25 protein-coding genes and 1 pseudogene are annotated in these 25353 nt (G+C 64.4%); 13 read left to right on the top strand and 13 right to left on the bottom strand.

Annotation, left to right across the window (positions count from 1 at the left end; translation table 11 throughout):
• Positions 1-86: 86 nt before the first annotated feature.
• A complete protein-coding gene (locus tag QMX96_RS23550) occupies positions 87-392 on the bottom strand; it encodes a chaperone modulator CbpM (RefSeq protein WP_043863493.1) in 306 nt (101 codons plus the stop codon).
• 2 nt (positions 393-394) lie between these two features.
• On the bottom strand, positions 395-1357 hold the full coding sequence (gene cbpA, locus QMX96_RS23545; RefSeq protein ID WP_043863494.1) for a curved DNA-binding protein: 963 nt from the start codon (positions 1355-1357) through the stop codon (positions 395-397).
• A 166-nt stretch (positions 1358-1523) separates the two neighbouring features.
• On the opposite strand from cbpA, the gene QMX96_RS23540 reads away from it, so the two are divergent.
• The 3 genes from QMX96_RS23540 to QMX96_RS23530 are packed head-to-tail and all read left to right on the top strand — an operon-like array spanning position 1524 to position 4666.
• Entirely contained in the window at positions 1524-2789 is a 1266-nt protein-coding gene (locus QMX96_RS23540) for an Hsp70 family protein (protein WP_043863495.1), read from the top strand.
• A 27-nt stretch (positions 2790-2816) separates the two neighbouring features.
• A complete protein-coding gene (locus tag QMX96_RS23535; protein ID WP_043863496.1) occupies positions 2817-3731 on the top strand; it encodes a hypothetical protein in 915 nt (304 codons plus the stop codon).
• Positions 3728-4666: a hypothetical protein gene (locus QMX96_RS23530; RefSeq protein ID WP_282362565.1), complete on the top strand. Its 939-nt coding sequence runs from the start codon at positions 3728-3730 to the stop codon at positions 4664-4666. The genes QMX96_RS23535 and QMX96_RS23530 overlap by 4 nt, the downstream gene beginning before the upstream one ends.
• 44 nt (positions 4667-4710) lie before the next feature.
• Here QMX96_RS23530 and QMX96_RS23525 read toward each other — a convergent pair whose 3' ends face one another.
• Complete coding sequence (locus QMX96_RS23525) at positions 4711-5718, bottom strand: hypothetical protein (RefSeq protein ID WP_054916161.1); 1008 nt, start codon at positions 5716-5718, stop codon at positions 4711-4713.
• Between the two features lie 166 nt (positions 5719-5884).
• Here QMX96_RS23525 and QMX96_RS23520 point away from each other — a divergent pair, with 166 nt between their 5' ends.
• Entirely contained in the window at positions 5885-6436 is a 552-nt protein-coding gene (locus QMX96_RS23520) for a hypothetical protein (RefSeq protein ID WP_282362564.1), read from the top strand.
• Positions 6429-7373, top strand: a complete 945-nt coding sequence (locus QMX96_RS23515; protein WP_043863500.1) for a hypothetical protein — start codon at positions 6429-6431, stop codon at positions 7371-7373. Before QMX96_RS23520 ends, QMX96_RS23515 begins: the two co-directional genes overlap by 8 nt.
• A 14-nt stretch (positions 7374-7387) precedes the next feature.
• Here the strand turns inward: QMX96_RS23515 and QMX96_RS23510 are convergent, their stop codons facing one another.
• Positions 7388-7672, bottom strand: coding sequence for a PsiF family protein (locus QMX96_RS23510; RefSeq protein WP_043863501.1), 285 nt, complete (start codon positions 7670-7672; stop codon positions 7388-7390).
• Between the two features lie 75 nt (positions 7673-7747).
• Positions 7748-8533, bottom strand: coding sequence for a helix-turn-helix transcriptional regulator (locus tag QMX96_RS23505; protein ID WP_043863502.1), 786 nt, complete (start codon positions 8531-8533; stop codon positions 7748-7750).
• Between the two features lie 113 nt (positions 8534-8646).
• Here QMX96_RS23505 and QMX96_RS23500 point away from each other — a divergent pair, with 113 nt between their 5' ends.
• Complete coding sequence (locus QMX96_RS23500) at positions 8647-9558, top strand: DMT family transporter (RefSeq protein WP_282362563.1); 912 nt, start codon at positions 8647-8649, stop codon at positions 9556-9558.
• On the opposite strand, the gene QMX96_RS23495 is transcribed toward QMX96_RS23500, so the two are convergent.
• Positions 9518-10408 (bottom strand): triacylglycerol lipase, encoded by an 891-nt coding sequence (locus QMX96_RS23495; RefSeq protein WP_282362562.1) that lies wholly within the window; start codon positions 10406-10408, stop codon positions 9518-9520. The two genes, QMX96_RS23500 and QMX96_RS23495, sit on opposite strands and share 41 nt — an antisense overlap.
• Positions 10409-10542: 134 nt before the next feature.
• Between QMX96_RS23495 and osmE the strand changes: the two genes are divergently transcribed.
• Positions 10543-10887: an osmotically-inducible lipoprotein OsmE gene (osmE, locus tag QMX96_RS23490; RefSeq protein WP_043863505.1), complete on the top strand. Its 345-nt coding sequence runs from the start codon at positions 10543-10545 to the stop codon at positions 10885-10887.
• An 85-nt stretch (positions 10888-10972) separates the two neighbouring features.
• Complete coding sequence (locus tag QMX96_RS23485; protein ID WP_043863506.1) at positions 10973-11503, top strand: ferritin-like domain-containing protein; 531 nt, start codon at positions 10973-10975, stop codon at positions 11501-11503.
• 85 nt (positions 11504-11588) lie between these two features.
• Here the strand turns inward: QMX96_RS23485 and QMX96_RS23480 are convergent, their stop codons facing one another.
• Positions 11589-13661, bottom strand: coding sequence for an AsmA family protein (locus QMX96_RS23480; RefSeq protein WP_282362561.1), 2073 nt, complete (start codon positions 13659-13661; stop codon positions 11589-11591).
• A 177-nt stretch (positions 13662-13838) separates the two neighbouring features.
• On the opposite strand from QMX96_RS23480, the pseudogene QMX96_RS23475 reads away from it, so the two are divergent.
• The 3 genes and pseudogenes from QMX96_RS23475 to QMX96_RS23465 form a co-directional block, all read left to right on the top strand.
• A pseudogene (locus QMX96_RS23475) lies at positions 13839-14102 on the top strand (phage infection protein); the annotation flags it as partial.
• Positions 14103-14226: 124 nt separating this feature from the next.
• A complete protein-coding gene (locus QMX96_RS23470) occupies positions 14227-14859 on the top strand; it encodes a TetR family transcriptional regulator (protein ID WP_043863508.1) in 633 nt (210 codons plus the stop codon).
• Between the two features lie 90 nt (positions 14860-14949).
• Positions 14950-16059: an AGE family epimerase/isomerase gene (locus QMX96_RS23465; RefSeq protein ID WP_282362560.1), complete on the top strand. Its 1110-nt coding sequence runs from the start codon at positions 14950-14952 to the stop codon at positions 16057-16059.
• A gap of 66 nt (positions 16060-16125) precedes the next feature.
• Here QMX96_RS23465 and QMX96_RS23460 read toward each other — a convergent pair whose 3' ends face one another.
• From QMX96_RS23460 to QMX96_RS23435, 6 genes are all read right to left on the bottom strand, one after another.
• Complete coding sequence (locus QMX96_RS23460; protein ID WP_043863510.1) at positions 16126-16890, bottom strand: SDR family oxidoreductase; 765 nt, start codon at positions 16888-16890, stop codon at positions 16126-16128.
• Positions 16891-17694: 804 nt separating this feature from the next.
• On the bottom strand, positions 17695-18411 hold the full coding sequence (locus tag QMX96_RS23455) for an ABC transporter ATP-binding protein (protein ID WP_043863511.1): 717 nt from the start codon (positions 18409-18411) through the stop codon (positions 17695-17697).
• Entirely contained in the window at positions 18408-19283 is an 876-nt protein-coding gene (locus tag QMX96_RS23450; protein ID WP_054916169.1) for an ATP-binding cassette domain-containing protein, read from the bottom strand. Before QMX96_RS23450 ends, QMX96_RS23455 begins: the two co-directional genes overlap by 4 nt.
• Entirely contained in the window at positions 19280-20563 is a 1284-nt protein-coding gene (livM, locus tag QMX96_RS23445) for a high-affinity branched-chain amino acid ABC transporter permease LivM (protein WP_043863512.1), read from the bottom strand. Before livM ends, QMX96_RS23450 begins: the two co-directional genes overlap by 4 nt.
• Before the next feature lie 2 nt (positions 20564-20565).
• A complete protein-coding gene (locus QMX96_RS23440; protein ID WP_043863513.1) occupies positions 20566-21480 on the bottom strand; it encodes a branched-chain amino acid ABC transporter permease in 915 nt (304 codons plus the stop codon).
• Positions 21481-21642: 162 nt separating this feature from the next.
• On the bottom strand, positions 21643-22779 hold the full coding sequence (locus QMX96_RS23435) for a branched-chain amino acid ABC transporter substrate-binding protein (RefSeq protein ID WP_043863514.1): 1137 nt from the start codon (positions 22777-22779) through the stop codon (positions 21643-21645).
• 458 nt (positions 22780-23237) lie between these two features.
• Here QMX96_RS23435 and pncB point away from each other — a divergent pair, with 458 nt between their 5' ends.
• Complete coding sequence (gene pncB, locus QMX96_RS23430; protein WP_043863515.1) at positions 23238-24440, top strand: nicotinate phosphoribosyltransferase; 1203 nt, start codon at positions 23238-23240, stop codon at positions 24438-24440.
• Between the two features lie 3 nt (positions 24441-24443).
• On the top strand, positions 24444-25271 hold the full coding sequence (gene nadE / locus QMX96_RS23425) for an ammonia-dependent NAD(+) synthetase (RefSeq protein ID WP_043863516.1): 828 nt from the start codon (positions 24444-24446) through the stop codon (positions 25269-25271).
• Positions 25272-25353: the final 82 nt, after the last annotated feature.

The following is a 25353-nucleotide window of genomic DNA, read 5'->3' as shown; positions in this document are numbered from 1 at the left end:
GGTCAAGCCCGCTCCCACAGGTACAGCGCTGGCTTGGAGGCCAACGGCGTATCGGTGGGAGCGGGCTTGACCCGCGATTGGGCCGGTCAGCCTTGCACAAACCTTCCCAGGCGCTGCTTCAACATCGAGTTCTCACTGCGCAACTGCTTCACTTCCTCCAGCAGCTCCAGCGCCAGCGCCACCCCTTCCCACTCCAGCTCCAGCTCCTGGTGCAGCTTGGCCGCGCGCTTGGCCAGCACCGGGGCACGGTCGTCGAACACCCATTCCTCCGGCGTTCGCCCCGAAGGTTCAACGATGCCGTGTTCGACGATCTCGATCACGTAGGCTGCCGGTACATCGGCCTCCTGACAAAGGGTTCGCATGTCCAGTTGAACGATCAGGGTACTGCTCATGGTCACTTACTCCATTGAGTTCGCGGGTTGAACCCGGCCTTCTCCGACAGTTTGGTCCACAGTTCGCGGGCTTCGGCGCTCGATTGCGTCGGCATCACCACCTTCAGCTGCGCATACAGGTCGCCACGCTGGCCCTGCTTGTTGCTCAGGCCCATGCCCTTGATGCGCAGGCGCTGGCCGCTCTGGCTGTCGGGGCGGATGGTCAGGTTGACCTTGCCGGTCAGGGTCGGCATCTCGACCTTGGTGCCCAGCGCAGCCTCCCACGGTGCCAGCGGCACGGTGATGATCAGGTCATGACCTTCGACATCGAACAGCGGGTGGGGTGCCAGGCGAATGATCAGGTACAGGTCGCCATTGGCGCCGCCGCCCACGCCCGGTGCACCCTGGCCCTTGAGGCGGATGCGCTCGCCGTCGGTCACCCCGGCAGGGATCTTGACGTTGAGGGTCTTGGTGGTGTCGCCCGTGCGCTGCCCGGCCGCGTTGTACTGCGGCACCTGGAAGCTGATCTTCTTCGACTCGTTGGCCAGGGTTTCCTCGAGGAAAATCGCCAGTTCCATTTCCACGTCCTGCCCTCGCCGACCGGCACTGCGTTGCTGGCCACGGCCAAAGGGGTTGCCGTTGCCACGTCCGGCCGAGCCGAAAATGGAACTGAAGAAGTCCGAGAAGTCGCCGCCGCCAAAGTCGGCACCGCCACCGCCACCGCCACGGCTTTCCCAGCCCGGCGGGCCCTGGAAGGGCCGGCCGTGCTGGCCGTACTTGCGCAGCTCGTCGTATTCGGCGCGCTTTTCAGGGCTGCTCAGGGCCTCATAGGCCTCGTTCACTTCCTTGAAGTGGTTTTCGGCGTCGCGCTCTTTGCTGACGTCCGGGTGATACTTGCGCGCAAGCTTGCGGTAGGCGGTCTTGATCGCCTTTTCATCCGCCGTGGGCTCTACGCCAAGGATCTTGTAATAGTCTTTGAAGTCCATCTTTACGATTCACCATCGGTTATCGAATGCATCACTGCTGTGAAGATTGGGGTCAAGCATAGCCTTTCAAGTCGGACAAAGGATTGCTGTCGAGCAGATATTCGGTCTTGATTCTGCCGATGGCTGGCATAAACTGCGCGGCCGTTTTTCCCCCGGAAGCACACCCATGAGTCACGCATCCCCGGCCCGCGCCTGCGGTATCGACTTCGGCACCTCCAATTCCACCGTCGGCTGGCACCGTCCCGGCGTGGATTCGCTGATTGCCCTGGAAGACGGCAAGATCACCTTGCCCTCGGTGGTGTTCTTCAATATCGAGGAGCGGCGCCCGGTCTATGGCCGGCTGGCCCTGCACGAGTACCTGGAGGGCTACGAAGGCCGCCTGATGCGCTCGCTCAAGAGCCTGCTGGGCTCCAAGCTGATCAAGCATGACACCAGCGTGCTGGGCACCGCGCTGCCGTTCAAGGACCTGCTGGGCATGTTCATCGGCGAGCTGAAGAAGCGTGCCGAGGCCAATGCCGGGCGCGACTTCGACGAGGTGGTGCTGGGCCGCCCGGTGCATTTCGTCGACGACGACCAGGCCGCCGACCAGGAGGCCGAAGACACCCTGGCCGAGGTGGCGAAGAAGATCGGCTTCAAGGACGTATCGTTCCAGTACGAACCCATCGCCGCAGCCTTCGACTACGAGTCGAGCATCCAGGGCGAAGAGCTGGTGCTGATCGTCGACATCGGCGGTGGTACCTCGGACTTCTCGCTGGTACGCCTGGCCCCCGAGCGCCACATGCTCGATGACCGCCACGCCGACATCCTGGCCACCGGTGGCGTGCACATCGGCGGTACCGACTTCGACAAGCAGCTGAGCCTGCAGGGCGTGATGCCGCTGTTCGGCTATGGCAGCCGCATGAAAAGCGGTGCCTTCATGCCCACCAGCCACCACATGAACCTGGCCACCTGGCACACCATCAACTCGGTGTACTCGCAGAAATCCCAGCTGGCGCTGGGCAGCATGCGCTACGACATCGAGGACACCGACGGCATCGACCGCCTGTTCAAGCTGATCGAACAGCGCGCCGGGCACTGGCTGGCGATGGAAGTGGAAGCCACCAAGATCGAGCTGACCCACAGCGACAGCCGCCTGGTCGACCTCAAGCGCGTGCAGCCCGAGCTGAGTGTGGAGTTGACCCGTGCGCTGTTCGAGGCGTCCATCGACAGCCTGCTCGAACGTGTGCGTGGCAGCGTCGGCGAGCTGCTGAACAAGGCCGGTGTAGGGGTGGCGCAGGTCGACACGGTATTCTTCACCGGCGGCTCCAGCGGCATCCCTGCACTGCGCCAGAGCGTGGCGGCCATGCTGCCCAACGCGCGCCACGTCGAGGGCAACATCTTCGGCAGCATCGGTAGCGGCCTGGCGATCGAAGCCCGCAAGCGTTACGGCTAGCCCGCCGCCCCACAAGGACGTGAACAGATGAGTTTCAAACCCCTGGCGCTGATCAGCGCCTTGCTGCTGGCCGGTTGCAACGACGACCTGATGACCCTGCGCTTCGAGGACTCGGCCGGCTCGTCGGGCACCGGCCTGGACGCGCGCAAGCAGCAGATGATCGACGAGGCCCTGGTGCAACGCCAGATCGACCCGAAAAGCCTGCGCTGGCGGGTCGACCTCGAAGACCAACACCTGGTGTACGTGAGGGAACTGCAGCCGCTGAGCGAGGCGCAGCGCAAGGCGTTGCGCGAACCGTTCGACGAGATCCTGCAGGCACGCGCGGCGAACACGCTGCAGATCGAACTCACCCTGGACATCACCCCCGAGCAACGCCAGGCCCTGAGCGCGGCAGAGCGCCAGCGGATCGACGCGCTGCCGCAACCGCTGTTGATCCCGCTGGAGCTCAGCCCGACGGTGCTGACCATGGCGCTGATGCCCAGGGACGACGACAACGTGCCGCGGGATGTGACCGAACGCATCAACTCCAAGGTCACCTGCCAACTGCAGGCGCTGCCGGTAAAGCCGTTGCCGGAAGGCATCACCGGCCTGTGGCAGATGACGCTGGACACGGCCAATCAGGTCAGCGTCGAGCTGGGCGAAGCGCACTACCCGGCGCATTACCGGCTGACCGACGCCGGCCTGCAAGGCAGGATCGACAAAGGCGAACTGTGGCTCGTCGAGCCGAACTACCTGTCGGTGGACCCACTGGTGGTAATGCTGGGCTTTTCGGACCTGGGGCAACAGCGGCTGTACCGCAGTTTTCCGTTGCAACCCAATGCTTCGCAGCTGATCCATTCGTGCGAAAGCGCTGCCAACCACTTGCCACGCCCCCTGAGCTTTCGGGTCGGGGACGGCCTGGACCGGCTCGAATCGGTGACCTACAAGGAAGAAACCCAATGAACCTGGCCAGAACCCTGGCACTGTCGAGCGCGCTGCTGCTGGGCGGCTGCGGCGATGAAACATTCATGAGCGTGCGCTTTCAGACCGACGTCGGCACCGCCCGCTGGGGGCTGGACCCGATCAAACTGCAGATGATCGGCGAGGCCCTCGAACAGCGCCAGGTCGACCCCAAGCGCCTGCGTTTCGACGTGGATGCCGAGGACAAGCGCCTGGTGCATGTGGTGCTGCTGCAACCGCTGGATGAACAGCAGCAGGCCGCCTTGCGCGGGCTGTTCGAGGACATCGTGCAGGCGCGCAACGCTGTCACCTTCGCTATCGAAGTCACCCTGCAACCCACCGCCGCCGAGCGCCAGCGCCTGACCCCAAGCCAGCTGCAGGCCCTGGAGGCGATGCCCGCCTCGTTCACCCTGCCCGCCGAACCGGGCGACGAAGTGAGCACGGTGGCCGCGATGCCGGAGCAATGGCCGGGCACCACGATGGATGTCAACGAACAGGTGCAGGCCGAGGTCAGTTGCCTGCTGTACATCAGCCCGCGCCAGTATTACCCGGGCATGACCGACATCTACGCGGCCAAGGGCGATGACCCGCAGCGGGTGGTGCTGGAGTTTGCCGAAACAGGCGAAGCGGATGCCTTCAGCCTGTGGAAAGTGAGTGCCCGCTACCGCTTCAAGCAGGCCAGCCTGCAGCAGCAGGTCGACAAGGGTGAACTCGCGCTGCTGCCGGCTGACGAGCAGAACCGCAAGAGCCTGAGCATCGCGTTCAAGCTGGCGGACCTGGGCGAGCACGAGCTGATGCGTGCCTACCAGATCGACTATCGGGTCAAGGCCCTGAACAGCCAGTGCTACGCCGAGCAGATGAAGCTCGGGCGGCCGTACACCTTCTTCATGGGTACGGGGCTGGATCGGGTGGAAGCGGTCACTTATCCACAGAAATGAGTTGGCTGCTTCGCCAGCAAGGCTGGCGAAGAGGCCCGTCGGCCTTACACCAGCTCGGCCCGGCGCAACTCGCTCTTCAGGTACGCATAGTAGATCGGCCCCGCGACCACGCCCGGCAAGCCGAACGCTGCCTCGAACACCAGCATCGCCAGCAGCAGCTCCCACGACTTGGCGCGAATCTGCCCGCCCACGATGCGCGCATTGAGAAAGTACTCGACCTTGTGGATCACGATCAGGTAGCCCAGCGCCGCCACCGCCACCCAGATCGACAGCGACAGGCCGACGATGGTAATCAGCGTGTTGGACATCAGGTTGCCGATCACCGGCAGCAGCCCCAGCAGGAAGGTCAGCACGATCAGCGTCTTGGTCAGCGGCAGGTGCACCCCGAACAGCGGCAGCACCACCGCCAGGAATACCCCGGTAAAGGCGGTGTTGAGCAGCGAGATCTTGATCTGCGCGAACACGATGTTGCGAAACGCCTGCACCAGCAGCGACAGGCGCTCGAACAAGGCCGCGGCCAGCGGTTTGCGCTGGGTCAGGTCGGGGATGCGCTGCAAGGCCACGATGGCGCCCAGGATCATGCCGATCAGCAAGGTCACGAACATGTGCGCCGCGCCCTTGCCCACCAGTTGCAGGTCGGCCAGGTGGGTGCGCAACCATTCGCCGATGGCCACCTTGAACTCCGCCGCACTGGCCGGCAGGTAGGCGTCGATGAACGGCGGCAACTGCCCGCGCGCCTGGTCCACCAGCAGCATGAACTTGTCCAGCGACGCGCCGGGATTCTCCGCCTCGTGCAGCAGAAAGCTGATGGCCCCGGCAAACAGCAGGCTCAGCACGCTCACGATCAGCGTGCCCAGCAACGCCACCGCCACCCAGCGCGCACGCTGCCCGGCAATCAGGTGCTGCAGCTTGGGCGTGAGCATGTTGACCAGCTCGAACACCAGCAGGCCGGCCAGCAGGCTGGGCAGCAGCTTGAGCGGCAGCGCCAGCAGCAACCCGGTGAACACGATGAGCCAACTCGCCAGGACGATCTGGCGCTGGGTAAATGTCATACAACCTCGGAGGCAGAAAGACCACAAAGACGGCAGTCTGCCAGCCTTCTACGAGCAGGCATAGGGGCACGCGGGGCGCGGCGCGCTGGCGTTGCCAGGGCAATCTTTCTATGATGCCCGCCCTCACGGAATGACCGCGCGCCCATGCGCAATCGCAGGAGCGTGCATGCGCGAAAAAGATATCCTCGAAATACTGGTGCCGATTCTCTGCGTGCTGATTGTCTGGCGCATCACGCCGATCTTCTGGACGTTCTTCATGACCTGGCTCAACCGCGTCAGGTACCTGCGCCGCGCCACCCCGATACGCCAGCTGAACGACGGCGAACGCGAGGCCCTGGCGTTTCTAGGCGGCCCGGCCTACATGCTGCGCACGCTGGTCGGCACCACCGACCTGCCCTGGAAGAAACTGGCCCACGTCACCGGCAAGCGCGCTGCGGTGTACCGCCTGCAAGGCCCGCTGGACACCTGGGGCTACTCGCTGCAGCACTTCGGCGAAACACACCACCGCATCCAGGGCATCGCGGTGCACATGCCGCTGGAGGACATCGAGGAAAAGACCGAACCGCACAACGAGGTGGAGGTGATGTTCAGCCGGGGCGTGGCCATCATTCTTAGCGTCAATGGTCGGCCCACCCTCATCGAAACCCTGCGCCTGTGGCAGCCTCGCCTGCTGCCGCTGCAGGAACACGCCGACACGGCCAAGGAACCCCATGCGTAAGGTACTGCTGTGCGCGCTCGCGCTGTTGCTCGCAGGCTGTGACAAGGACTTTCTGGTGCTGCACTTCCAGGCGCCGGTGGGCGACCTGTACTACAGCCGGGACGTGCATTACAGCTACCGCGAATCGATCTTCGCGCTGCTGGCCGCGCACCACATCCCCACCGACAGCCTGGTGATGGAGATGGACGAGTACAACGACAAGGTGGTGCACCTGCGCCTGACGGACGACTCACTGAGCCCACAGCAGCTGGACGAGATTCGCGAGGTGTTCGAAGCCATCATCCCGGCACGCAATGCGGTGACCCTGAACATGAAGCTGCGTTTCGACGCCGACCAGGCCCAGGGGCTGACCGGCCAGCGCCAGGGCACGGGCGCGCCGCCGCGTCACTTCGACACCACCGTGCTGACCCCGCAGAACCTGCACATTGCCCTTGGCCAGGGCATCGGTACCCCGCCGCACAGCAACCCCTACCTCAAGGTGCTGCCGCAGGCCGATGACCAGATGCTCTGCACCCTGGAGGCCGGCATGACTCCGACACTGCCGTTCTACATGCTCGCCACCGGGCCAGGCGAGCTCGGCTCGGGCCGTCAGGGCCTGCTGCACGTGCGCAACCGCGACTTCCAGGCCGCCCAGGTGCCAGTGCACCTGCAGTTCGAAGACGCGGCGCTGCGCCGACTGGTCGATAACGGCACCCTGCAGGTGGCGTTCAGCACCCGCAACTGGCTCGACTACCTGAACCCCGACAACATTCACCTGCACTTCGTGATCGGCCCGCCACTGGTATCGGCGCCGATGGCCGAGATGACCCATGCGCGTGCCCGGGAACTGCACGCCGAGTGCAACCAGCGCATGGACGCACTGGGGCGGCCGTTCTCGTTCTTCTTTGGCGAGGGCGTGGACCGGCTGGTGTATGTGGGCCTGCCGGCACGCGACTGAGCCTCAGCGGGGGCTCATTTCTTCTTCAGGCAGGTACTCATGAACGCCTTGCGCTCGTCGCCCTTGAGCGCCTGGGTGGTGGCGTCGGCATTGCAGGTCTTCATCTTCTCCTGCTGGGTCGCGGGCTCGGCCTTTTTCAGGCAGGTGCTCATGAACGCCTTGCGCGCGTCACCCTTGAGCGCCTGGGAGGTGGCGTCGGCATTGCAGGTCTTCATCTTCTCCTGCTGTGCGGTGGCGGCGAACCCCTGCGAACACATCAGGACGCCAAGCAGCAGCAACGGCACACGCAACATTTTCATGGGGCATTCTCCTGGTCGCCACGCCATCCGCGCAGCCTCGACACCAGTGTAGACAAGAATTTTTACAAACCCCTGTCAGCCGCGGCGCGCCTGGCGTCGGTACTGCTCCGGGGTGCACTGGGCCTGGCGCTGGAACATCGCGATAAAAGCCGATGGGCTGCCGTAGCCCAGGTCGAAGGCGATCTGCTGGATGCTCTGCTCGCCCTCCAGGGCCTCGATGGCCCGCAGAAACCGCAGACGCTGGCGCCATTCGCCAAAGCTGATACCCAGCTCGCGGATGAACTGGCGGGCCAGGGTGCGCTCGCTCACATGTACGCTGGCCGCCCAGTCGCCCAGCGGACGGTTGTCCCCAGGGTTGCGCTGCAGGGCCTGCAGCACGCTGCGCAGGCCCGGGCCCTGGGCGTACGGCAGGTAGCCGGTGTGCACCGGGGCGCAGTGCAACTGGTCCACCAGCACCTGGGCCAGGCGCTGGTCGGCATCGGTGCGCGGTACCTTGACGTCGCGCCGGGCAAAATCGCCGAGGATGGCCTTGAGGATGTCGCTGATCACCAGGCTGCACGGCTGCGCAGGCAGGCTCTGGCTCAGCTCGCGGGTGATGTACACCGAGCGGTACACCACGGCCTGGGGGTTGTAGCAGCCATGCTCGGTGTCCGGCGGCACCCATACCGCGTAGTTGGGCGGCGAGAAAAAGCGCCGGCCGTCGATCTCCAGCTGCATCACCCCATGGGCGGTGTAGTTGAGCTGGCCCCAGGCGTGACGGTGCGCGGCGCTGTGGGTGTCGGCGCCGAACTCGTCATAGCGGAAGTACACCGGTGCCGGTAGCGCGTCCAGCTGCGGGATGTCGAGGTATTTGCGTGCCATGCTGTCGGTCGAATGCTGTCTGGATCAATGGGCGGGTTGTCTGGATCGCAGTATAAACATCCAGACAGACAGGCGGATAATGACCGCCGTCACCTTCAAAGAGTCCCTGTTGCATGAATTATGTGTTCCCCCTGCTAGCCATTCTGATCTGGGCCGGCAACACCGTGGTCAACAAGCTGGCCGTCGGCGCCATCTTCCCTGCCGAGATCGGCTTCTACCGCTGGGTGCTCGCCGGCCTGCTGCTCAGCCCGTTCCTGCTGCGGGCAGTGCTGCGCAACCGCGCGGCGATCCGCCCGCACCTGGGCAAGATCGTCATCCTCGGGGTGCTGGGCATGGCGGTGTACCAGAGCCTGGCGTACTTTGCCGCCGCCATCACCAGCGCCACCAACATGGGCATCATCCTGTCGCTGATGCCGCTGATGTCGCTGGCCCTGGCCATCGCCACCCTGGGCCAGCGCCTGAGCGCCGGCGCGCTGCTGGGTGCACTGGTGTCGTTCGCCGGGGTGCTGGTGGTGGTGTCCGGCGGCGACCCGGCCGCGCTGCTGGCCCACGGCCTGAACCTGGGAGACGCGATGATGCTGATCGCCACCCTGGCCTATGCGGTGTACAGCACCCTGCTGAAAAAGTGGCAGCTGCGCCTGCCGCCGCTGCAACTGCTGTACCTGCAGGTGCTGGTGGCGATCGTGGTGCTGTTGCCGCTGTACCTGTTCTCGCCCAAGGCCGGGCTGAGCGTGGACAACATCGGCCTGGTGCTCTATGCCTGCGTGCTGGCCTCGATCGTGGCGCCACTGGTGTGGATGCAGGCGGTGGTGCGCCTGGGGCCCAGCCGCACCACGCTGTTCTTCAACCTGCTGCCGGCGCTGACCGCGGTGATCGCGGCACTGGTGCTCGACGAGCGCCTGGCGCCGTATCACCTGGTGGGCGGCGTGCTGACCCTGGCCGGGGTGATTCTGGCCGAACGCTGGACCACCCCGCTGCGCCGCCTCAAAGCCCCGCCGCCTTCAGACGCGCCGCGTGCTCGGTAAACAGCCGTACCGGGTCGGCGCCCTTGCCCACCGCGCCGAGTGACTGGTTGACGATATCCAGGTGATCCAGCGGGTAGTCGTCGCCGATCACCTGGCCCAGGTGCGAGCTGAACCGCCCGACCATGCCGTCGCACTGGCCCGGTTCACGCACGAAGGTGCGCGCGAACAGGCGGCAGAAGCGGTTGCTGCCATCGAAGCGGTTGCGCCCGCTGTCGGTGATGCCCGGCTGCAAGGTGCCCGACCACGAGTAGTAGCGCACCCCGTCGACCTCGGCCGGCCCCTGGCCACCCCAGGTCAGCGGCAGGCCCTGTGGATAACGCTGGTTGAACAGGGCCACGCCCTCGAATGTCAGCGACTGGTGCGAGGCGTGCACGTCGATGGGCAGGCCTGCCCCGCGCCAGCCGGTTTCCAGCCAGCCCATCAGCCGTGCCAGCCCGTGCAGCACCCACTTGAGAAGGCGCCCGCGGGCGGAATCGCCGGGGTAGTGCCTGTCCAGGTAGTCGGCCAGTTCGGAGCCGTGGTTGGGGCCCGCGATGGAGGTGACCGAGGCCACCCATTCCGGGCGCCTGGCCGCCGCATAACGGGCGGTCAGCGCACCCTGGCTGTGGCCCAGCAGGTGAACCTTGTCGGCGCCGGTGCGGCGGCGCAGGTCGTCGATGATGCGCAGCAGCTGTTCACCGCGCACCTCGTTGCCGTGGATCGGCGAGACCTGCACCGGGAACACCGTGGCCCCGCCCCGGCGCAGGGCCGCGACAATGCCGAACCAGTACGGGTACAGAACCAGGCGCACGAAGCCGAGCATGCCCGGCACCAGTACCAGTGGATAACGCGTTGCAAGCGCTTGCGACATGGCGGCCCCTCCCGATCCGTGGCAGTGCGCACCACCCTACAGGCACAACAATGGCAACTGCAATCGAACTCCCGGCGTGCGCTGCGGTTCCAACCCTTATCAGGCCATGACGGCCTTCACAAGGGAGCGAGACCATGTACAAGCACGCCCTGGCAGCCCTGCTGGCAAGCGCCACCCTGGTAGGCTGCGGCAGCAACCGCCCTGAAAACCCTGTGGACTACGTGACCTACCGCGAACAGCCGCTGGTCAAGCAGGTGGGCAACGGCATGACCATGCAGCAGGTGATCGCCATCGGCGGCAGCCCTTCCTCCGTCATCGACCTGCCCCACGGCGGCACATGCAACAACTACGTGCTAAACCATGAAGGCAAGCAACAGGCTTACTACGTGCGTTTCGATGCCACCGGGCATGTGGATGCCAAGGGCTTCAAGACGTGCGAGCAACGCCAGAAGGACGAACAGGCCCTTCCCGGCGCGTAAAACTTTTAGCGCGCCAATCAATCACACACTGTGCACCCGACGCGCCGTCAGAGCGTGAAACCCCGTTTTCAGCTTGGAGAACATGATGAGCAACGTTGAACTGACCGATGTACAAACCCTGCGCCACCGCGCCCGCCAGCACGTGGAAGACGGTGCGGTGACCGAAGGCTACACCGCCGACCGCGAAAAGATCCTGCGCCTGCTGAACGAGTCGCTGGCCACCGAGTGGGTGTGCGTACTGCGCTACAAACGCCACTACTTCATGGCCGAGGGAATCAAGGCCAACGTGGCCGCCGAAGAGTTCCTGGAGCACGCCAACCAGGAGATGGAGCACGCCGACAAGCTGGCCGAGCGCATCGTGCAGCTGGGCGGCGAACCGGACTTCAACCCCGACAACCTGAGCAAGAACTCCCACGCGCAGTACGTGGCAGGCAAGACCCTCAAGGAAATGGTGCTCGAAGACCTGGTCGCCGAGCGCATCGCCATCGACAGCTACCGCGAGATCATCCAGTACATCGGTGACAGCGACCCGACCACCCGGCGCATCTTCGAAGACATCCTGGCCCAGGAAGAAGAGCACGCGGACGATATGGCGGATCTGCTCAAAGGGCTGTAAACCGCAGCGACTTCATCGCGGGTCAAGCCCGCTCCCACAGGGTCCGTGGTGATCCTTGTGGGAGCGGGCTTGACCCGCGATGCGTTTAGCCAGCCTTGACGGTCTTGGGCGCCTTGCCCGAACGCATCTGCTCCAGCAACGGCGTGCACTGGTTCTCGTCCCCGCCGCTGGGCGCCACCAGCGCCAGCAACGCCGCCGCCGGCGCTACCGCCACCCCCAACGCCACCATCCCCGCCCCGCGCAACGCCAGCGGAATCGCCTGCACGCCCGCACTCGGCTTGGCAAACGGCCCGCGCACGTACAACGGCGAGCGCAGCGAGAACAGGCGCAGGCCCTTGGACTCGGGGTTGATCTTCAGGTCCAGTTGCTCGGTGGCGAAGTTGGCCGTGCCATCGATGTAGATGATCGCGTTCTCGGTGTCGAACACGAACAGGCGCGTACTGGCCAGGCCGTCCTTGATGCCGAAGTCCGCCGCCGCGCAGTTGATCTTCACCTCGTTGTCGCCAAACAGCTTGCCCACCACGTAGTTGCCCACGTTGAGCCCGGCGATCTCCATCAGGCCACGGCTGATCGCGCCATCGTTGATCAGCAGCCGCAGGTCGCCATTGGAGGTGCCGAGCAAGGCCGCCACCGAGTTGCCGCGGCCACTGATGTCGGCATCGCCATTGAGCGCACCGAAGCTGGTCTTCATCGGTTCGAAGGTGGGGAACAGCTGCTTGAGCTTGAAGTTGCGCGCACTCAGGCGCGCACGCCCCTGCATCGGCACCGCGCGGCCATCCAGGCGGATCTGCGCATCCAGCTTGCCGCCGGCCACGCCGAAACTCAGCGGCTCCAGGCGCAGCACGCCGTCATCGAGCACGAAGTGCGCGGCCAGGTCCTTGAAGGGCAGTTCTTCGCTGTGCACGATGCGCTTGCCGCTGAAGCTCACGTCGGCGTCCATGGTGCGCCAGCGCTCGGTGCGAAACTCCTCCACCGGCAGCACCTTGCCGGCCGGCTGCTTGCTCGCGCCACCACGGGCCTTCTGTTCGGCGTTGGAGTCGGCGCCGATCAGCGGGCCAAGATCCTTGAACAGCAGTTGGTTGGACACCAGCTTGCCGGTGAGCTTTGGCCGCGGCTGGCTGGCGACGAAAGCCATGTCGCCATGGATATCGCTGTCGCCGATCTTGCCGTTGAAGCCCTCGTAGCGGAACACCGCCCCGCCCGGCTCGTGCAGCTTGGCGATCAGGTGGCCGTCGGTGGAATAGGCCGGCGAGTCGGGCAGGGTCACGCCGGTCAGCGGGTACAGATTGCCCAGGCTTGCGCCCGACAGGCGCAGGCGCAGGTCGAGCGCGCCAAGGTTGCGCGGGTCGGTCAGGGTGCCGGCCACCGCGACGCGCGTGTCGGCGATGCGCACGTCAGCCTGCAGCGGAAACGGCTGCGTGGCGTCCTGCAGTGCCAGCAGCCCGCCGATCTTGCCGCTGCCATTCAACGGCTGGCCCTTGTAGCGGCCGTCGACCTTGAAGCCGAAGGCGTAGTCTTGGGGCGCCGAACCCTGGCTCGCCGCCTTGTCGGCGCTGGCCTTGCCGACGATGTCGGTGAACGGAATGGGTTTGCCCAGCGGGTCGACCTGCACCTTCACCACGGTCTTGAGGGTCTGGTCGTCGAAGGCCACCTCGCCCTTGTCGAAGCCGATGGCGCCGATATCCAGCACCCATTTGGACGGCTCGGCGTTCTCGTCCTTGGGCCCGAAATCGAAGGTCCAGTTGGCGCGGCCATCGGCCAGGCGCTTGAGGCTGGCCACCGGCAGGGTCAGGTCGATACGCGGGATCACGATGCGCTGGGCCAGCAGCGGCAGCGGCGAGAGGCGAAACTCCACGCGCTGCAGGCCGACCATCTGCGACGCCTTGAGCCACTCGGGGTTGCCCAGGGTCAGGTCCTGGGCGATGAAGCGCGGCCATGGCACCCAGGCGCGCCAGCCGCCCTCGTCGCGATCGCGCTGCCAGCGCACGGCCAGGTCGCCATTGATCGCAAAAGGTCGGTGCAAGGCCTCGGAGACCTTTTCGTTGAGGGTGGGCTTGATGCGGTTCCAGTCGAAGGTGGCGATGACGATGATCAGGACCGCCAGCAACAACAGCACAGTGGCGAAGGTCCAGGTGAGAATTTTGGCAGGGCGCGTCATTGCACGAATCTCCTGATGACAGCATGGCGAACAGCCATGCCCGTTGAGGGCACTTAACACTTCCGACTATCAATGCCGTCGATTGTTACCATTATCTTTATGAACTTCTTTATCTGACCCCCAAGCGTAGCATTGGCGCCGTACCCACTTACCAGCCCTCCCAAGGAGCGCCAGATCATGAAACGCCCATTGCTGCTCAGTTTTGCCCTCAGCCTGCTGGCTGCCAACGCCTTCGCCGTACCCGCCACCGAACAGAACCTCTCGGCCGAAGCCCGCGACAGCGACAGCGTCATTGCACAGCCCCTCAAGACCCTGGCCGAAGGCGGTTCTGACCGCCTGATCGAGCGCAGCAACCGCGTTGCCGAAGGTGGTTCCGACCGCCTTGTCGAACGCAGCACTCGCATCGCCGAAGGCGGCTCGGACCGTCTGATCGAACGCAACAGCCGCGCGAGCTGAGCCCATGCGCCAGTGCCCGCGCCCACAGCCCGGTCCATCGACCGGGCTTTGTTTTTTGCGGCCCAGGCCCTAGAGTGCAGGGCTGTATGACTGTGAACCGATACTCGCCATGCTGCCGCGCGCCGAACAAAAGCTACAGACCCGACAGGCCCTGCTGGATGCCGCCCGCCACCTGATGGAGAGCGGCCGAGGCTTCGGCAGCATCAGCCTGCGCGAGGTAGCCAAGACCGCCGGCATCGTGCCCACCGGCTTCTACCGCCACTTCTGCGACCTGGACCAGCTGGGGCTGGCACTGGTCAACGAGGTGGACGAAACCTTCCGCCAGACCATCCGCCTGGTGCGCCACAACGAATTCGAACTGGGCGGCATCACCGATGCTTCGGTGCGCATCTTTCTCGATGTGGTGGCGGCCAACCGGGCGCAGTTCCTGTTCCTGGCCCGCGAGCAGTACGGTGGCTCGCAGCCGGTGCGTCAGGCCATCGCCAAGCTGCGCGAAGGGATCAGCTCGGACCTGGCGGCGGACCTCAAACGCATGCCGCGCTGGCGGCATCTGGACGACGCGGCCCTGGGGGTGATGGCCGACCTGGTGGTCAAGACCGTGTTCGCCACCCTGCCCGAGCTGATCGACTCGCCGGCCGAGCCGGTACCGGGGCAGTTGAGCGCGCAGGCGAAGATCACCCAGCAGTTGCGCTTCATCTTTGTCGGGGCCAAGTACTGGCAAGGGCTCGGCGATCTGCGCTGAGCCCTTGGCTTGCCAGCGAAGGGGTGCTCAAGCCGAACCGCAATTCCTGCTACCATGCGCCACAAACGCCCACCGCGACGACGCCTCTCCATGCCCGACCTTCGTACCGCCCAGCCTGAACTCCCTGCCCTGCTCGACAGCGTCCAGCAGCACTTCGCCCAGCGCATCGTGCCGCTGTGGCAAGGCCCGGGCTGGAACGCGGACATGGCCCTGCCATTCGAAGCCCTCGACCCGCAGCACCGGCCCCTGCCGGTACAGCGCTACCGTGCCATGGCCTGCGCGCGCCAGCTGTACCTGTTCAGCAGCCGCATCGAGCAGCCCGGCGCCGCGGAACGTGCCGCCGCCCTGCTGCGTACCCTGCAACGCCACTTTCACGACGCCGAGCACGGTGGCTGGTTCTACAGCATCGACGCCCAGGGCAACCCGCTGGACCGCACCAAGGACCTCTACACCCACGCCTTCATCGTGTTCGCCTGCGCGCATTACTGGGGCAAGGTGAACGAAGCAATGGCCGAGTCGACCTTGAATGCAGCCCTTGAAGTGGTGCTGGAGCGCTTTGCCACCGAGCACGGCCTGTACGAGGCGAGCCTGGCCGAAGACTGGTCGACGCTGGGCAGCGGGCCGTTGCAGAACCCGCTGATGCACCTGGCCGAAGCCTTCCTCGCCACCCTGTCGGTGCGTCACGACGCGGTGGTACAGGACGCGCTGGTGAACCTCACCGAGGCCATGCAGGCGCACTTCATCGACCCGGCACATGGGGTGATGCTGGAAAAACCGCGCGGGGCTGTGGATAACTGGTTCGAACCGGGGCACCAGTTCGAGTGGTTCTATCTGCTCGAATCCTCACCGCTGCTGCGCGGCGGCGCGCTGCATGGCTCGTTGAGCCGCGCATTCGGCTATGCCGAGCAACAGGGGGTAAAGAAAGGTGCGGTGCTGGCGATGCTCAATGTCGACGGCAGCGTGCGTGACGCCACCCAGCGCATCTGGGCCCAGGCCGAATACCTGCGTGCGTTGGCGCTGCGGCCCGACAGCGCGGGCAAGGTGCTGGCGCAACTGCAGGCATTGCAGCAGAACTTTCTGCATGACGGCGGCTGGCATGAATGCCGCGACGCCAGTGGCGCGGTGAGCCGGCACGATATGCCGTCGACCACGCCGTACCACCTGGCGACCTGCCTGGAAGGGTTGCAGCGCGCCCTCTGATGCCTTCGCCAGCAACGCTGGCTCCTACATGAGTTGCAGGAGCCGGCCTTGCCGGCGAAAGTGCACTCAGGCCTTCGAACGATCGATCGAGAACCCCGCCCACGCCTGGCTCACCGGCATCAGCTCGAGGCTGTTGATGTTGATGTGCGCCGGCTGGTTGAGAATCCAGAAGATGGTCTCGGCAATGTCCTGCGGCTGGATCGGCTCGGCACCGGCATAGGTGGCGTCGTAGCGCGCCTTGTCACCCCCGAAGCGCACCAGCGAGAACTCGCTCTCGCACAGCCCCGGCTCGATGTTGCTGACCCGCACGCCCGTGCCCTGCAGGTCGCAGCGCAGGCTCAGCGAGAACTGCCCGACGAACGCCTTGGTACCGCCATACACATGGCTGCCCGGGTACGGATAGTTGCCCGCCACCGACCCGACGTTGAGGATCGTAGCGCCACGCCCGTGGGCGATCAGGCGCGGCAGCAGCAGGCGGGTGCTGTACATCAGGCCCTTGATGTTGGTGTCGACCATGGTCTCCCAGTCGTCCAGGTCGCACTTGGGCGCCGGGTCGGCACCCAGGGCCAGGCCGGCGTTGTTGATCAGCCCGCGCAGCTTGGCAAAGGTCGGCGGCAAGCCTTCGATGGCCGCTTCCATGGCCTTGCGGTCACGCACATCGAGTACCAGGCCATGCACTTCGGTCTGCTTGGACAGCTCCGCACACAGCGCCTCCAGGCGCTCCTGGCGCCGACCGGTCAGCACCAGCGACCAGCCCGCCTCGGCGAAGCGACGTGCGCAGGCTTCGCCAAAACCGGAGGTGGCGCCCGTGATGAATACGGTGGAAGTCATGGAAAATCTCCTCGGGAAAACGTGCCCACGGGCAACTGATCGACAGGGCGTGCAGCATGCCCCGCCACGGCGCTGCGCAGCAAGCCGAAAATCAACTGTACAAAAAACGATCAAAACCCTGAAAGCCTTGCCCCGCAAGGCCCGGCGCGAGCTGTACGCACGTTATCCACAGGCCCTTCCACACAGACTGGGGGCAACTGCACAGGCTGCGGCCCACGGTTTGAGCGGGCTGTGGCCTGGCGTGGGAAGTATTTCGCTTGACCTGGCGGCCGCCCCTTGAACAACGCGACAGTCAGAGATGCAAAAGGATAACTGCAGTGATGGCCCGAGGCCTTTGATCTCGCTGCCTGCGCCAGTCTTTCCAGTGCTTGCCCACAGAGTTATCCACAGGCTGCACAGGTGAAATGAGGGGCAATCGACCTCGCCATAAAAGCCTTGACAAATGCCCGCTGCAGCGTCAGAAAAACCGCTGCTCAAAAAACAACCACACCTCTGTAAGCCTTGTATTACATGGTCTTCAGCCATGTACTACCAAGTTACCCACAGTCGGTTCCACACGAATCGGGGACAACTTCAATGCCTTTGAAAACAAGTGCCTGGAGCGACGTTGTGTCGCGTTACCTGCACACCTTCAAATAACTTTTCCACAATCTGCCGCAAGGCCGATCTGCGGCCCGATCGCGGGTCAAGCCCGCTCCCACAAGGTTCACCGCTGCCCCTGTGGGAGCGGGCTCGACCCGCGATTGGGTCGTAATACGCACAAAAAAAACCCCGGCAAGCCGGGGTCTTCTTTAATGTTCGCCGTCAGTGCCCACCCAGATACGCGTTGCGCACCTCCTCGTTGACCAGCAGTTCCTGCCCGGTGCCGGTCATGCGGATCTGCCCGTTGACCATCACGTAGGCGCGGTCCGACAGCTTGAGCGCATGGTTGGCGTTCTGTTCCACCAGGAAGATGGTCATGCCGGTCTTGGCCAGCTCGCGCAAGGTCGAGAAGATCTGCTTGACCACGATCGGCGCCAGCCCCAGCGACGGTTCATCCAGCAACAGCAACTTGGGCCGGCTCATCAGCGCCCGGGCAATCGCCAGCATCTGCTGCTCGCCACCTGACATGGTCATCGCCCGCTGGTTGCGCCGTTCCTTGAGCCGCGGAAAAAGCTCGAACATGCGCTGCATGTCCTCGCCGGCGAACTTGTCGCCAATCGGGATGGTGCCCATCATCAGGTTCTCTTCCACCGACATGTCCGGGAACACCCGGCGACCCTCCGGCGACTGCGCAATGCCGTTGGAGGCGATGTAGTGGGACGACTTGTGGGTGATATCGGTGCCCCGGTAGAGGATCTGCCCCGACGCCGCGCGCGGCTGGCCGAAGATCGACATCAGCAGCGTGGACTTGCCCGCGCCGTTGGAGCCGATCAGGCTTACCGTCTCGCCTTCGTCGATGTGCATCGAGACCTTTTTCAGCGCCTGGATCGGGCCGTAGAACACGTCCAGGTCCTTCAGTTCGAGGATCGGTACGCTCATGCCAGCTCCTCTTCATCGGCGCCCAGGTAGGCCGCGATCACCGTCGGGTTGTTGCGGATCTCCTGCGGCGCGCCCTCGGCGATCACGTTGCCGTGGTCCAGCACCACGATATGGTCGGAAATGCTCATTACCATGCCCATGTCATGTTCGATCAGTACCACCGTCAGGTCATGCTCGTCGCGCAGCACGCGGATCATGCGGCTGAGCGCTTCGGTTTCCTGCGGGTTGAGGCCGGCGGCGGGTTCGTCCAGGCAGATGATCTGCGGGCGCGTGCACATGGCCCGGGCAATTTCCAGGCGGCGCTGCTGGCCATACGAGAGCTCGCCGGCCAGGCGGTTGGCGCAGTCCACCAGGTCGACCACCTCCAGCCAGTAGAAGGCATGGTCCAGGGCGTCGCTCTCGGCCTGACGGTAGGCCTTGGTGTTGAGCACCCCAGCCAGCAGGTTGCGGTTCACCCACATGTGCTGGGCCACCAGCAGGTTCTCCACCACCGACATTTCCTTGAACAGGCGAATGTTCTGGAAAGTACGCGCCAGCCCCGCCCGGTTGACCAGGTGGGTGCCGCCGAACATCTTGTAGTACAGGCGGCTGGCAAAGCTTCTGGGCGACACGAAGTCGGCCGCCTGGAAGCGTTCGCCCAGCAGCTGGATGACATTGGTGCGGGTGCCGCGCAGGTTCAGCTCGATCTTGCCGCCGCTGGCCTTGTAGAACCCGGTAAGGCAGTTGAACACGGTGGTCTTGCCCGCGCCGTTGGGGCCGATAAGCGCGAAGATGGCATTGCGCCGGACCTTCAGGCTCACGTCGCTGAGCGCCTTGATGCCGCCGAACTGCATCATCAGGTTGTCGACCGAAAGAATCACTTCGTCGCTCATGGCGCCACTCCTTTACGCGGGACCACACCGGTGCGGCTGATGCGGATCAGCCCACGCGGTCGCCAGATCATCATCAACACCATCAGCACGCCGAACAGCAGCACGCGGTACTCGGAGAAGCTGCGCAGCAGCTCCGGCGCCACGGTCAGCACGAAGGCGGCGATCACCACCCCGACCGTCGAGCCCATGCCGCCGAGCACCACGATGGCCAGGATCAGCGCCGACTCGAAGAAGGTGAACGAGGACGGGTTGACGAAGCCCTGGTAGCTGGCGAAGAACACCCCGGCCAGGCCTGCGGTGGACGCACCCAGGGTGAACGCCGAGAGCTTGACCAGCACATGGTTCAGGCCCATCGAGCGGCAGGCGATCTCGTCCTCGCGCAGTGCTTCCCAGGCGCGCCCCACCGGCATGCGGGTGAGCCGGTGCTTGATGTACAGCACCGCCAGCACCACCAGGAACAGCACGATGTAGATGAACAGGAATTTCACGTTGGGGTTGTAGTCGATGCCGAAGAACTCGTGGAACGGTACCCCGCCGTCCTTGGCCCGGCGCCCGAACTCCAGGCCCATGAAGGTCGGCGACGGTACCGGCATGCCGTTGGGCCCGCCGGTGAACGACAGCCAGTTGTTGAGCACCAGGCGGATGATCTCGCCAAAGCCCAGGGTCACGATGGCCAGGTAGTCCCCGTGCATCCTCAGCACCGGAAAGCCCAGTATGCAGCCGGCCAGTGCCGCGGCGATCGCCGCCAGCGGCAGCACCGTCCAGAAGCCCAGCCCCAGGTACTGGTAGCCCAGCGCCAGGCCATAGGCACCGATGGCGTAGAACGCCACGTAGCCCAGGTCGAGCAGCCCGGCCAGGCCCACCACGATGTTCAGCCCCAGGCCCAGCAGCACGTAGATCAGCCCCAGGATGACCACGGTAAGCAGGTACTTGTTGGCGAAGAACGGGAACACGATGGCAATCACGATCAGTGCCGGGATGATCCAGCGCAGGCGCGACTTGTAGTCCGGCGCCAGCACATGCACACCCGAGCCACTGCTCTCGAAGCCCTGCAGGATGGCCTGGCCCTTGCTGGTCTGCAGGAACAGGCTGAGCACGAAGCGCCCCAGCATCACCCCCGCCACCAGCCAGGCGACACGCGCGGGCTGCATGTTGAAGCTGTAGCCGTCGAGCACCACGCCGACGATGGGGCCGAACACGATCAGGGAAATCAGCCCGGCGAGAACCATATCGACCAGGCTGCGCTTGATATCGATGGAAGCGTTTTTGGCAGCAGACATACTTACACCTTGGCCACGAGTGGGCGACCCAGCAGGCCTTGGGGACGGAAGATCAGGATCAGTACCAGCAGCGAGAAGCTGAACACGTCCTTGTAGTCGGAGTTGATCAGCCCGGAGAACAGCGACTCGGAAATCCCCAGGATGATGCCCCCGAGCATCGCGCCCGGCAGCGAGCCGATACCGCCCAGCACCGCCGCGGTGAAGGCCTTGATGCCGATGATGAAGCCGGCATAGAAGTCGAAGGTGCCGTAGTTCATGGTGATCAGCACGCCGGCCAGCGCGGCCATCACCGCACCGATGACGAACACGTAGGAGATCACCCGGTCGGTGTTGATGCCCAGGATCGAGGCCATCTTGCGGTCCTGCTGGGTGGCCCGGCACATGCGCCCCAGCTTGGTGAACTTGATGATGTAGGTGAGCGCGGCCATGCCGACGAAGGCTGCCACCAGGATGAAGATCTTGGTGTAGGTCAGTTGCACGAAGCCGGTGCCCACTTCAAGGCGCCAGGCGCCTTCGAGCAGGGTCGGCACGCCCTGTTGGCGGGCGCCCTGGCTGATCTGCGCGTAGTTCTGCAGGATCAGCGAAATGCCGATGGCACTGATCAGCGGTGCCAGCCGGGTGGAGTTGCGCAGGGGTTTGTAGGCGATGCGTTCGATGGTCCAGCCATACACGCCGGTGACCACCACCGTGAAGATCAGCGTCCCGAGCATCAGCAGGGGAAAGGACTCGATACCGAAATACGCCAGCAATGCCAGGCTGATAGCCGCCAGGTAGGCGGAAATCATGTACACCTCGCCGTGCGCGAAGTTGATCATGCCGATGATGCCATAGACCATTGTGTAGCCGATGGCGATCAGACCATAGACCGACCCCAGGGTCAGACCATTGATCAGTTGCTGCAGGAAAATACCATCCATAACGCAATCTCACGTATTTGAGATTGCACAAGCGCCGACCACGTTGCACTGCCGTTGAGGCGGTACAAGCGGCGCCGGGTTGTGCAGATCTACGAGAAAAGACAGGTACGGCAAAAACCGGGGCGCGCCCCGGGCAGCGAGTGCCCGGGGTGCCGGCCGTTGTTATTTTTGTTTTTCCAGTTGGTGATACTTGCCGTCCTTGTCCCACTGGTAGACCACGTAGTCGGACACGGTCAGGTCACCCTTGGCGTCCCACTTCTTCTCGCCCATCACGGTCTGCACCGGGTTGGCCTTGAGCCACTTGGCAGCGTCTTCACCCTTGTTCGACTTGGAACCGTTGAACGCGGCGGCCAGGGCCTGGATCGAGGCGTAGGCGTACAGGGTGTAGCCTTCGGGCTCGGTACCGGCCTTGCGGAACTCGTCCACCACCGCCTTGCTGTCGGGCAGCAGGCGCGGGTCGGCGCCAAAGGTCATGTACACGCCATCGACGTACTGCTTGCCGCCGGCGGTCGACACCAGTTCGTCGGTGACGATGCCGTCGTCGGACATGAACTTGACGTCCTTGAGCCCCTGCTCGCGCAACTGGCGTACCAGCGGGCCGGCTTCGGGGTGCAGGCCGCCGAAGTAGACCACGTCGGCACCGGTGGAGCGGATCTTGGTGACCACGGCGCTGAAGTCCTTCTCGCCACGGGTCAGGCCCTCGTACAGCACCGGGGTGACGCCGCGCTTGGTCAACTGCGCCTTGGTGGCGTCGGCCAGGCCCTGGCCATAGGTGTCCTTGTCGTGCAGAACGGCAACCTTCTTGCCCTTGAGCACATCGACGATGTAGTCGCCGGCCACGATGCCCTGCTGATCGTCGCGCCCGCACATGCGGAACATGGCGCTCAGGCCACGTTCGGTGACCTGCGGGTTGGTCGAGCCGGGGGTGATGGCGATGACCCCGGCCTCGTCGTACACCTCCGACGCCGGGATGGTGTTGGACGAGCAGAAGTGCCCGACCACGCCGATGACCTTGTCCTGGTCGACCAGGCGGTTGGCCACGGCCACCGCCTGCTTGGGCTCGCAGGCATCGTCGCCCTTGACCAGCACGATCTTCTCGCCGTTGATGCCGCCCGCGGCATTGATCTTGTCGGTGGCCGCCTGCGCACCTTTCATGTATTGCTCGCCAAACGCCGCGTTGGCACCGGTCATCGGGCCCGCTACACCGATCTTGACGTCGGCCTGTACATACGAAGACACGCCCATCGCCGTGGCAACGGCGAGGGCCAGAAAGCCTTTCTTGTAAAACGTCTGCGACATGAGGTGGTGCTCCTGAGTTTTTTTGGTTGGCACTACAACGTTCAGCAATTGCGATGAGCAAGGGCCGTGCCATTGGATTTTTATTCTGTAAAAACTCGCGATCAGGTTCGGCAGGCGCCGCTTTCGCGCCTTTTCCACGGGCCGTGCAACCTCCTGCCCTGCACCTGGCGCCACCCACGAACCGCTTGAAGCGCAACCCTTGAGTGCCATCATTGCAACCCTGACCTGTGTTTACGTGCAACCAGCCTGTAACAAGATACGTAACCGAACTGCACATCCTTGGTGCGCATCTGCTACAGCGGGCACCATAAGAGGCTAGCTGGCCAATGCGAAAACCGCCGCTACCCATAGCCTGCTACCGAATTACCCCGTCGGCGCCGGCCTCAGCGGCAAAAAGACTGGCACAATGGGCTGCATTGGCGGCCCCGGATGGGCGCACGCCCGACCTGGAGTCCTTTATGAGCGAAAGTGCCTTCGCCAACCGCATCGTGCAGAGCCTGCTCGATACCGATTTCTACAAGCTGACGATGATGCAGGCGGTGCTGCACAACTACCCCAACGTGGATGTGGAGTGGGAGTTCCGCTGCCGCAACGGCGAAGACCTGCGCCCCTATCTGGCGCAGATCCGCGCACAGATCGAGCGCCTCAGCGAGCTGAGCATCAGTGCCGAGCAGTTGGGCTTCCTGGAGCAGATCAGCTTCATGAAGCCGGACTTCCTGCGCTTTCTGGGGCTGTTTCGCTTCAACCTGCGCTACCTGCACCTGGCCATCGAGCACGACGAACTGGTACTGCGCCTGCACGGTCCGTGGCTGCACGTGATCCTGTTCGAGGTGCCGCTGCTGGCGATCATCAGCGAGGTGCGCAACCAGCACCGTTATCCACAGATCAAGCTGGTGGATGCACGCGACCAGCTGTACCGCAAGTTCGACTGGCTGCGCGCCAATGCCAGCAGCGAGGAGCTGGCCGAACTGCAGGTGGCCGACTTCGGCACCCGCCGACGCTTCTCCTACAAGGTCCAGGAACAGGTGGTGAAGGTGCTGACGGCGGAGTTCCCGGCGCGCTTCGTGGGCACCAGCAACGTGCACCTGGCACGCAAACTGGATATCAAACCGCTGGGCACCATGGCCCACGAGTGGATCATGGCCCACCAGCAGCTCGGCCCGCGGCTGATCGACAGCCAGATCGCCGCCCTGGACTGCTGGGTGCGCGAGTACCGCGGGCTGTTGGGAATAGCACTGACCGACTGCATCACCATGGATGCATTCCTCGGCGACTTCGACCTGTACTTCGCCAAGCTCTTCGATGGCCTGCGCCATGACTCCGGCGATCCGGTGCAATGGGCAGAGAAGGCCATCGCGCATTACCGCAAGCTGGGGATCGACCCGATGACCAAGACGCTGGTGTTCTCGGACGGGCTGAACCTGACCAAGACCCTGGAGATATTCCGCGCCTTGCGCGGGCGCATCAATGTCAGCTTCGGCATCGGCACCAACCTCACCTGTGACATTCCCGGGGTGGCGCCGATGAGCATCGTACTTAAAATGACCGACTGCAACGGCCAGCCGGTGGCGAAGATTTCCGATGAAGCGGCCAAGACCCAATGCCGCGACGCCAACTTCGTCGCCTACCTGCGCCACGTATTCAAAGTGCCCAAGGAGTAACCCATGCAAGCCGTCCAGCGAGAGATTGCGCAGCAGCTCAAGGTTCAGCCGCCGTTCGCCGACGCGGCCGCGCTCGAGGCCGAGAAGGCCCGGCGCGTGGCCTTCATCCAGCAATGCCTGAAGAACGCCGGGCTCAAGACCCTGGTGCTGGGCATCAGCGGTGGTGTCGACTCGCTGACCGGCGCCCTGCTCGCCCAGCGCGCGATCAACGAGCTGCGCGAACAGACGGGCGATGTGCATTACCGCTTCATCGCCGTACGCCTGCCGTACCAGGTGCAGCATGACGAGCATGACGCCCAGGCGTGCATCGATTTCATCCAGCCTGACGAATGCCATACGGTGAACATCGCGCCGGCGGTGCAGGCGCTGGCGGCCGAGGTCGAGGCGCTCAGGGACGGCAAGCCGGCGCTGGTGGATTTCGTGGTGGGCAACACCAAGGCGCGCATGCGCATGGTGGCGCAGTACACCATTGCCGGGGCACGTGGCGGGCTGGTGATCGGCACGGATCACGCGGCCGAGGCGGTGATGGGGTTCTTTACCAAGTTCGGTGACGGGGCCTGCGACCTGGCGCCGTTGAGCGGGCTGGTGAAACATCAGGTGCGCGACATCGCACGCAGCTTTGGCGCGCCGGAATCACTGGTGGAGAAGGTGCCGACCGCCGACCTGGAAGACCTGGCGCCGGGCAAGCCGGACGAGGCATCGCATGGGGTGACCTATGCGCAGATCGATGCGTTTCTGCACGGCGAGGCAGTGAGCGAGGAAGCGTTCGAGATCATCAGGCGCACGTACGAGAAGACGCATCACAAGCGCGAGATGCCATTCGCCCCGTAAAAGCATCGCGGGTCAAGCCCGCCCCCACAGGTACATCACTGCCTTCAAGACCAGTGTTGTACCTGTGGGAGCGGGCTTGACC

The sequence above is a fragment of the Pseudomonas sp. PS01300 genome (assembly GCF_029960155.1).
In the GTDB taxonomy this organism is placed as follows: domain Bacteria; phylum Pseudomonadota; class Gammaproteobacteria; order Pseudomonadales; family Pseudomonadaceae; genus Aquipseudomonas; species Aquipseudomonas palmensis.
The sequence above is the reverse complement of the archived record's forward strand: the minus strand, read 5'-3'. Positions and strand labels throughout refer to the sequence as shown.

Bases quoted from the DNA above. Each gene is read 5' to 3' on its own strand.
- QMX96_RS23510 (WP_043863501.1), bottom strand. From the start codon at position 7,672: ATGAAAATGTTGCGTGTGCCGTTGCTGCTGCTTGGCGTCCTGATGTGT.
- QMX96_RS23495 (WP_282362562.1), bottom strand. From the start codon at position 10,408: ATGTCGCAAGCGCTTGCAACGCGTTATCCACTGGTACTGGTGCCGGGC.
- QMX96_RS23485 (WP_043863506.1), top strand. From the start codon at position 10,973: ATGAGCAACGTTGAACTGACCGATGTACAAACCCTGCGCCACCGCGCC.
- QMX96_RS23535 (WP_043863496.1), top strand. From the start codon at position 2,817: ATGAGTTTCAAACCCCTGGCGCTGATCAGCGCCTTGCTGCTGGCCGGT.
- nadE (WP_043863516.1), top strand. From the start codon at position 24,444: ATGCAAGCCGTCCAGCGAGAGATTGCGCAGCAGCTCAAGGTTCAGCCG.
- QMX96_RS23480 (WP_282362561.1), bottom strand. From the start codon at position 13,661: ATGACGCGCCCTGCCAAAATTCTCACCTGGACCTTCGCCACTGTGCTG.
- QMX96_RS23500 (WP_282362563.1), top strand. From the start codon at position 8,647: ATGAATTATGTGTTCCCCCTGCTAGCCATTCTGATCTGGGCCGGCAAC.
- QMX96_RS23540 (WP_043863495.1), top strand. From the start codon at position 1,524: ATGAGTCACGCATCCCCGGCCCGCGCCTGCGGTATCGACTTCGGCACC.
- QMX96_RS23520 (WP_282362564.1), top strand. From the start codon at position 5,885: ATGCGCGAAAAAGATATCCTCGAAATACTGGTGCCGATTCTCTGCGTG.
- cbpA (WP_043863494.1), bottom strand. From the start codon at position 1,357: ATGGACTTCAAAGACTATTACAAGATCCTTGGCGTAGAGCCCACGGCG.
- QMX96_RS23470 (WP_043863508.1), top strand. From the start codon at position 14,227: ATGCTGCCGCGCGCCGAACAAAAGCTACAGACCCGACAGGCCCTGCTG.
- QMX96_RS23505 (WP_043863502.1), bottom strand. From the start codon at position 8,533: ATGGCACGCAAATACCTCGACATCCCGCAGCTGGACGCGCTACCGGCA.
- QMX96_RS23465 (WP_282362560.1), top strand. From the start codon at position 14,950: ATGCCCGACCTTCGTACCGCCCAGCCTGAACTCCCTGCCCTGCTCGAC.
- pncB (WP_043863515.1), top strand. From the start codon at position 23,238: ATGAGCGAAAGTGCCTTCGCCAACCGCATCGTGCAGAGCCTGCTCGAT.
- livM (WP_043863512.1), bottom strand. From the start codon at position 20,563: ATGTCTGCTGCCAAAAACGCTTCCATCGATATCAAGCGCAGCCTGGTC.
- QMX96_RS23525 (WP_054916161.1), bottom strand. From the start codon at position 5,718: ATGACATTTACCCAGCGCCAGATCGTCCTGGCGAGTTGGCTCATCGTG.
- osmE (WP_043863505.1), top strand. From the start codon at position 10,543: ATGTACAAGCACGCCCTGGCAGCCCTGCTGGCAAGCGCCACCCTGGTA.
- QMX96_RS23440 (WP_043863513.1), bottom strand. From the start codon at position 21,480: ATGGATGGTATTTTCCTGCAGCAACTGATCAATGGTCTGACCCTGGGG.
- QMX96_RS23435 (WP_043863514.1), bottom strand. From the start codon at position 22,779: ATGTCGCAGACGTTTTACAAGAAAGGCTTTCTGGCCCTCGCCGTTGCC.
- QMX96_RS23515 (WP_043863500.1), top strand. From the start codon at position 6,429: ATGCGTAAGGTACTGCTGTGCGCGCTCGCGCTGTTGCTCGCAGGCTGT.
- QMX96_RS23550 (WP_043863493.1), bottom strand. From the start codon at position 392: ATGAGCAGTACCCTGATCGTTCAACTGGACATGCGAACCCTTTGTCAG.
- QMX96_RS23530 (WP_282362565.1), top strand. From the start codon at position 3,728: ATGAACCTGGCCAGAACCCTGGCACTGTCGAGCGCGCTGCTGCTGGGC.
- QMX96_RS23460 (WP_043863510.1), bottom strand. From the start codon at position 16,890: ATGACTTCCACCGTATTCATCACGGGCGCCACCTCCGGTTTTGGCGAA.
- QMX96_RS23455 (WP_043863511.1), bottom strand. From the start codon at position 18,411: ATGAGCGTACCGATCCTCGAACTGAAGGACCTGGACGTGTTCTACGGC.
- QMX96_RS23450 (WP_054916169.1), bottom strand. From the start codon at position 19,283: ATGAGCGACGAAGTGATTCTTTCGGTCGACAACCTGATGATGCAGTTC.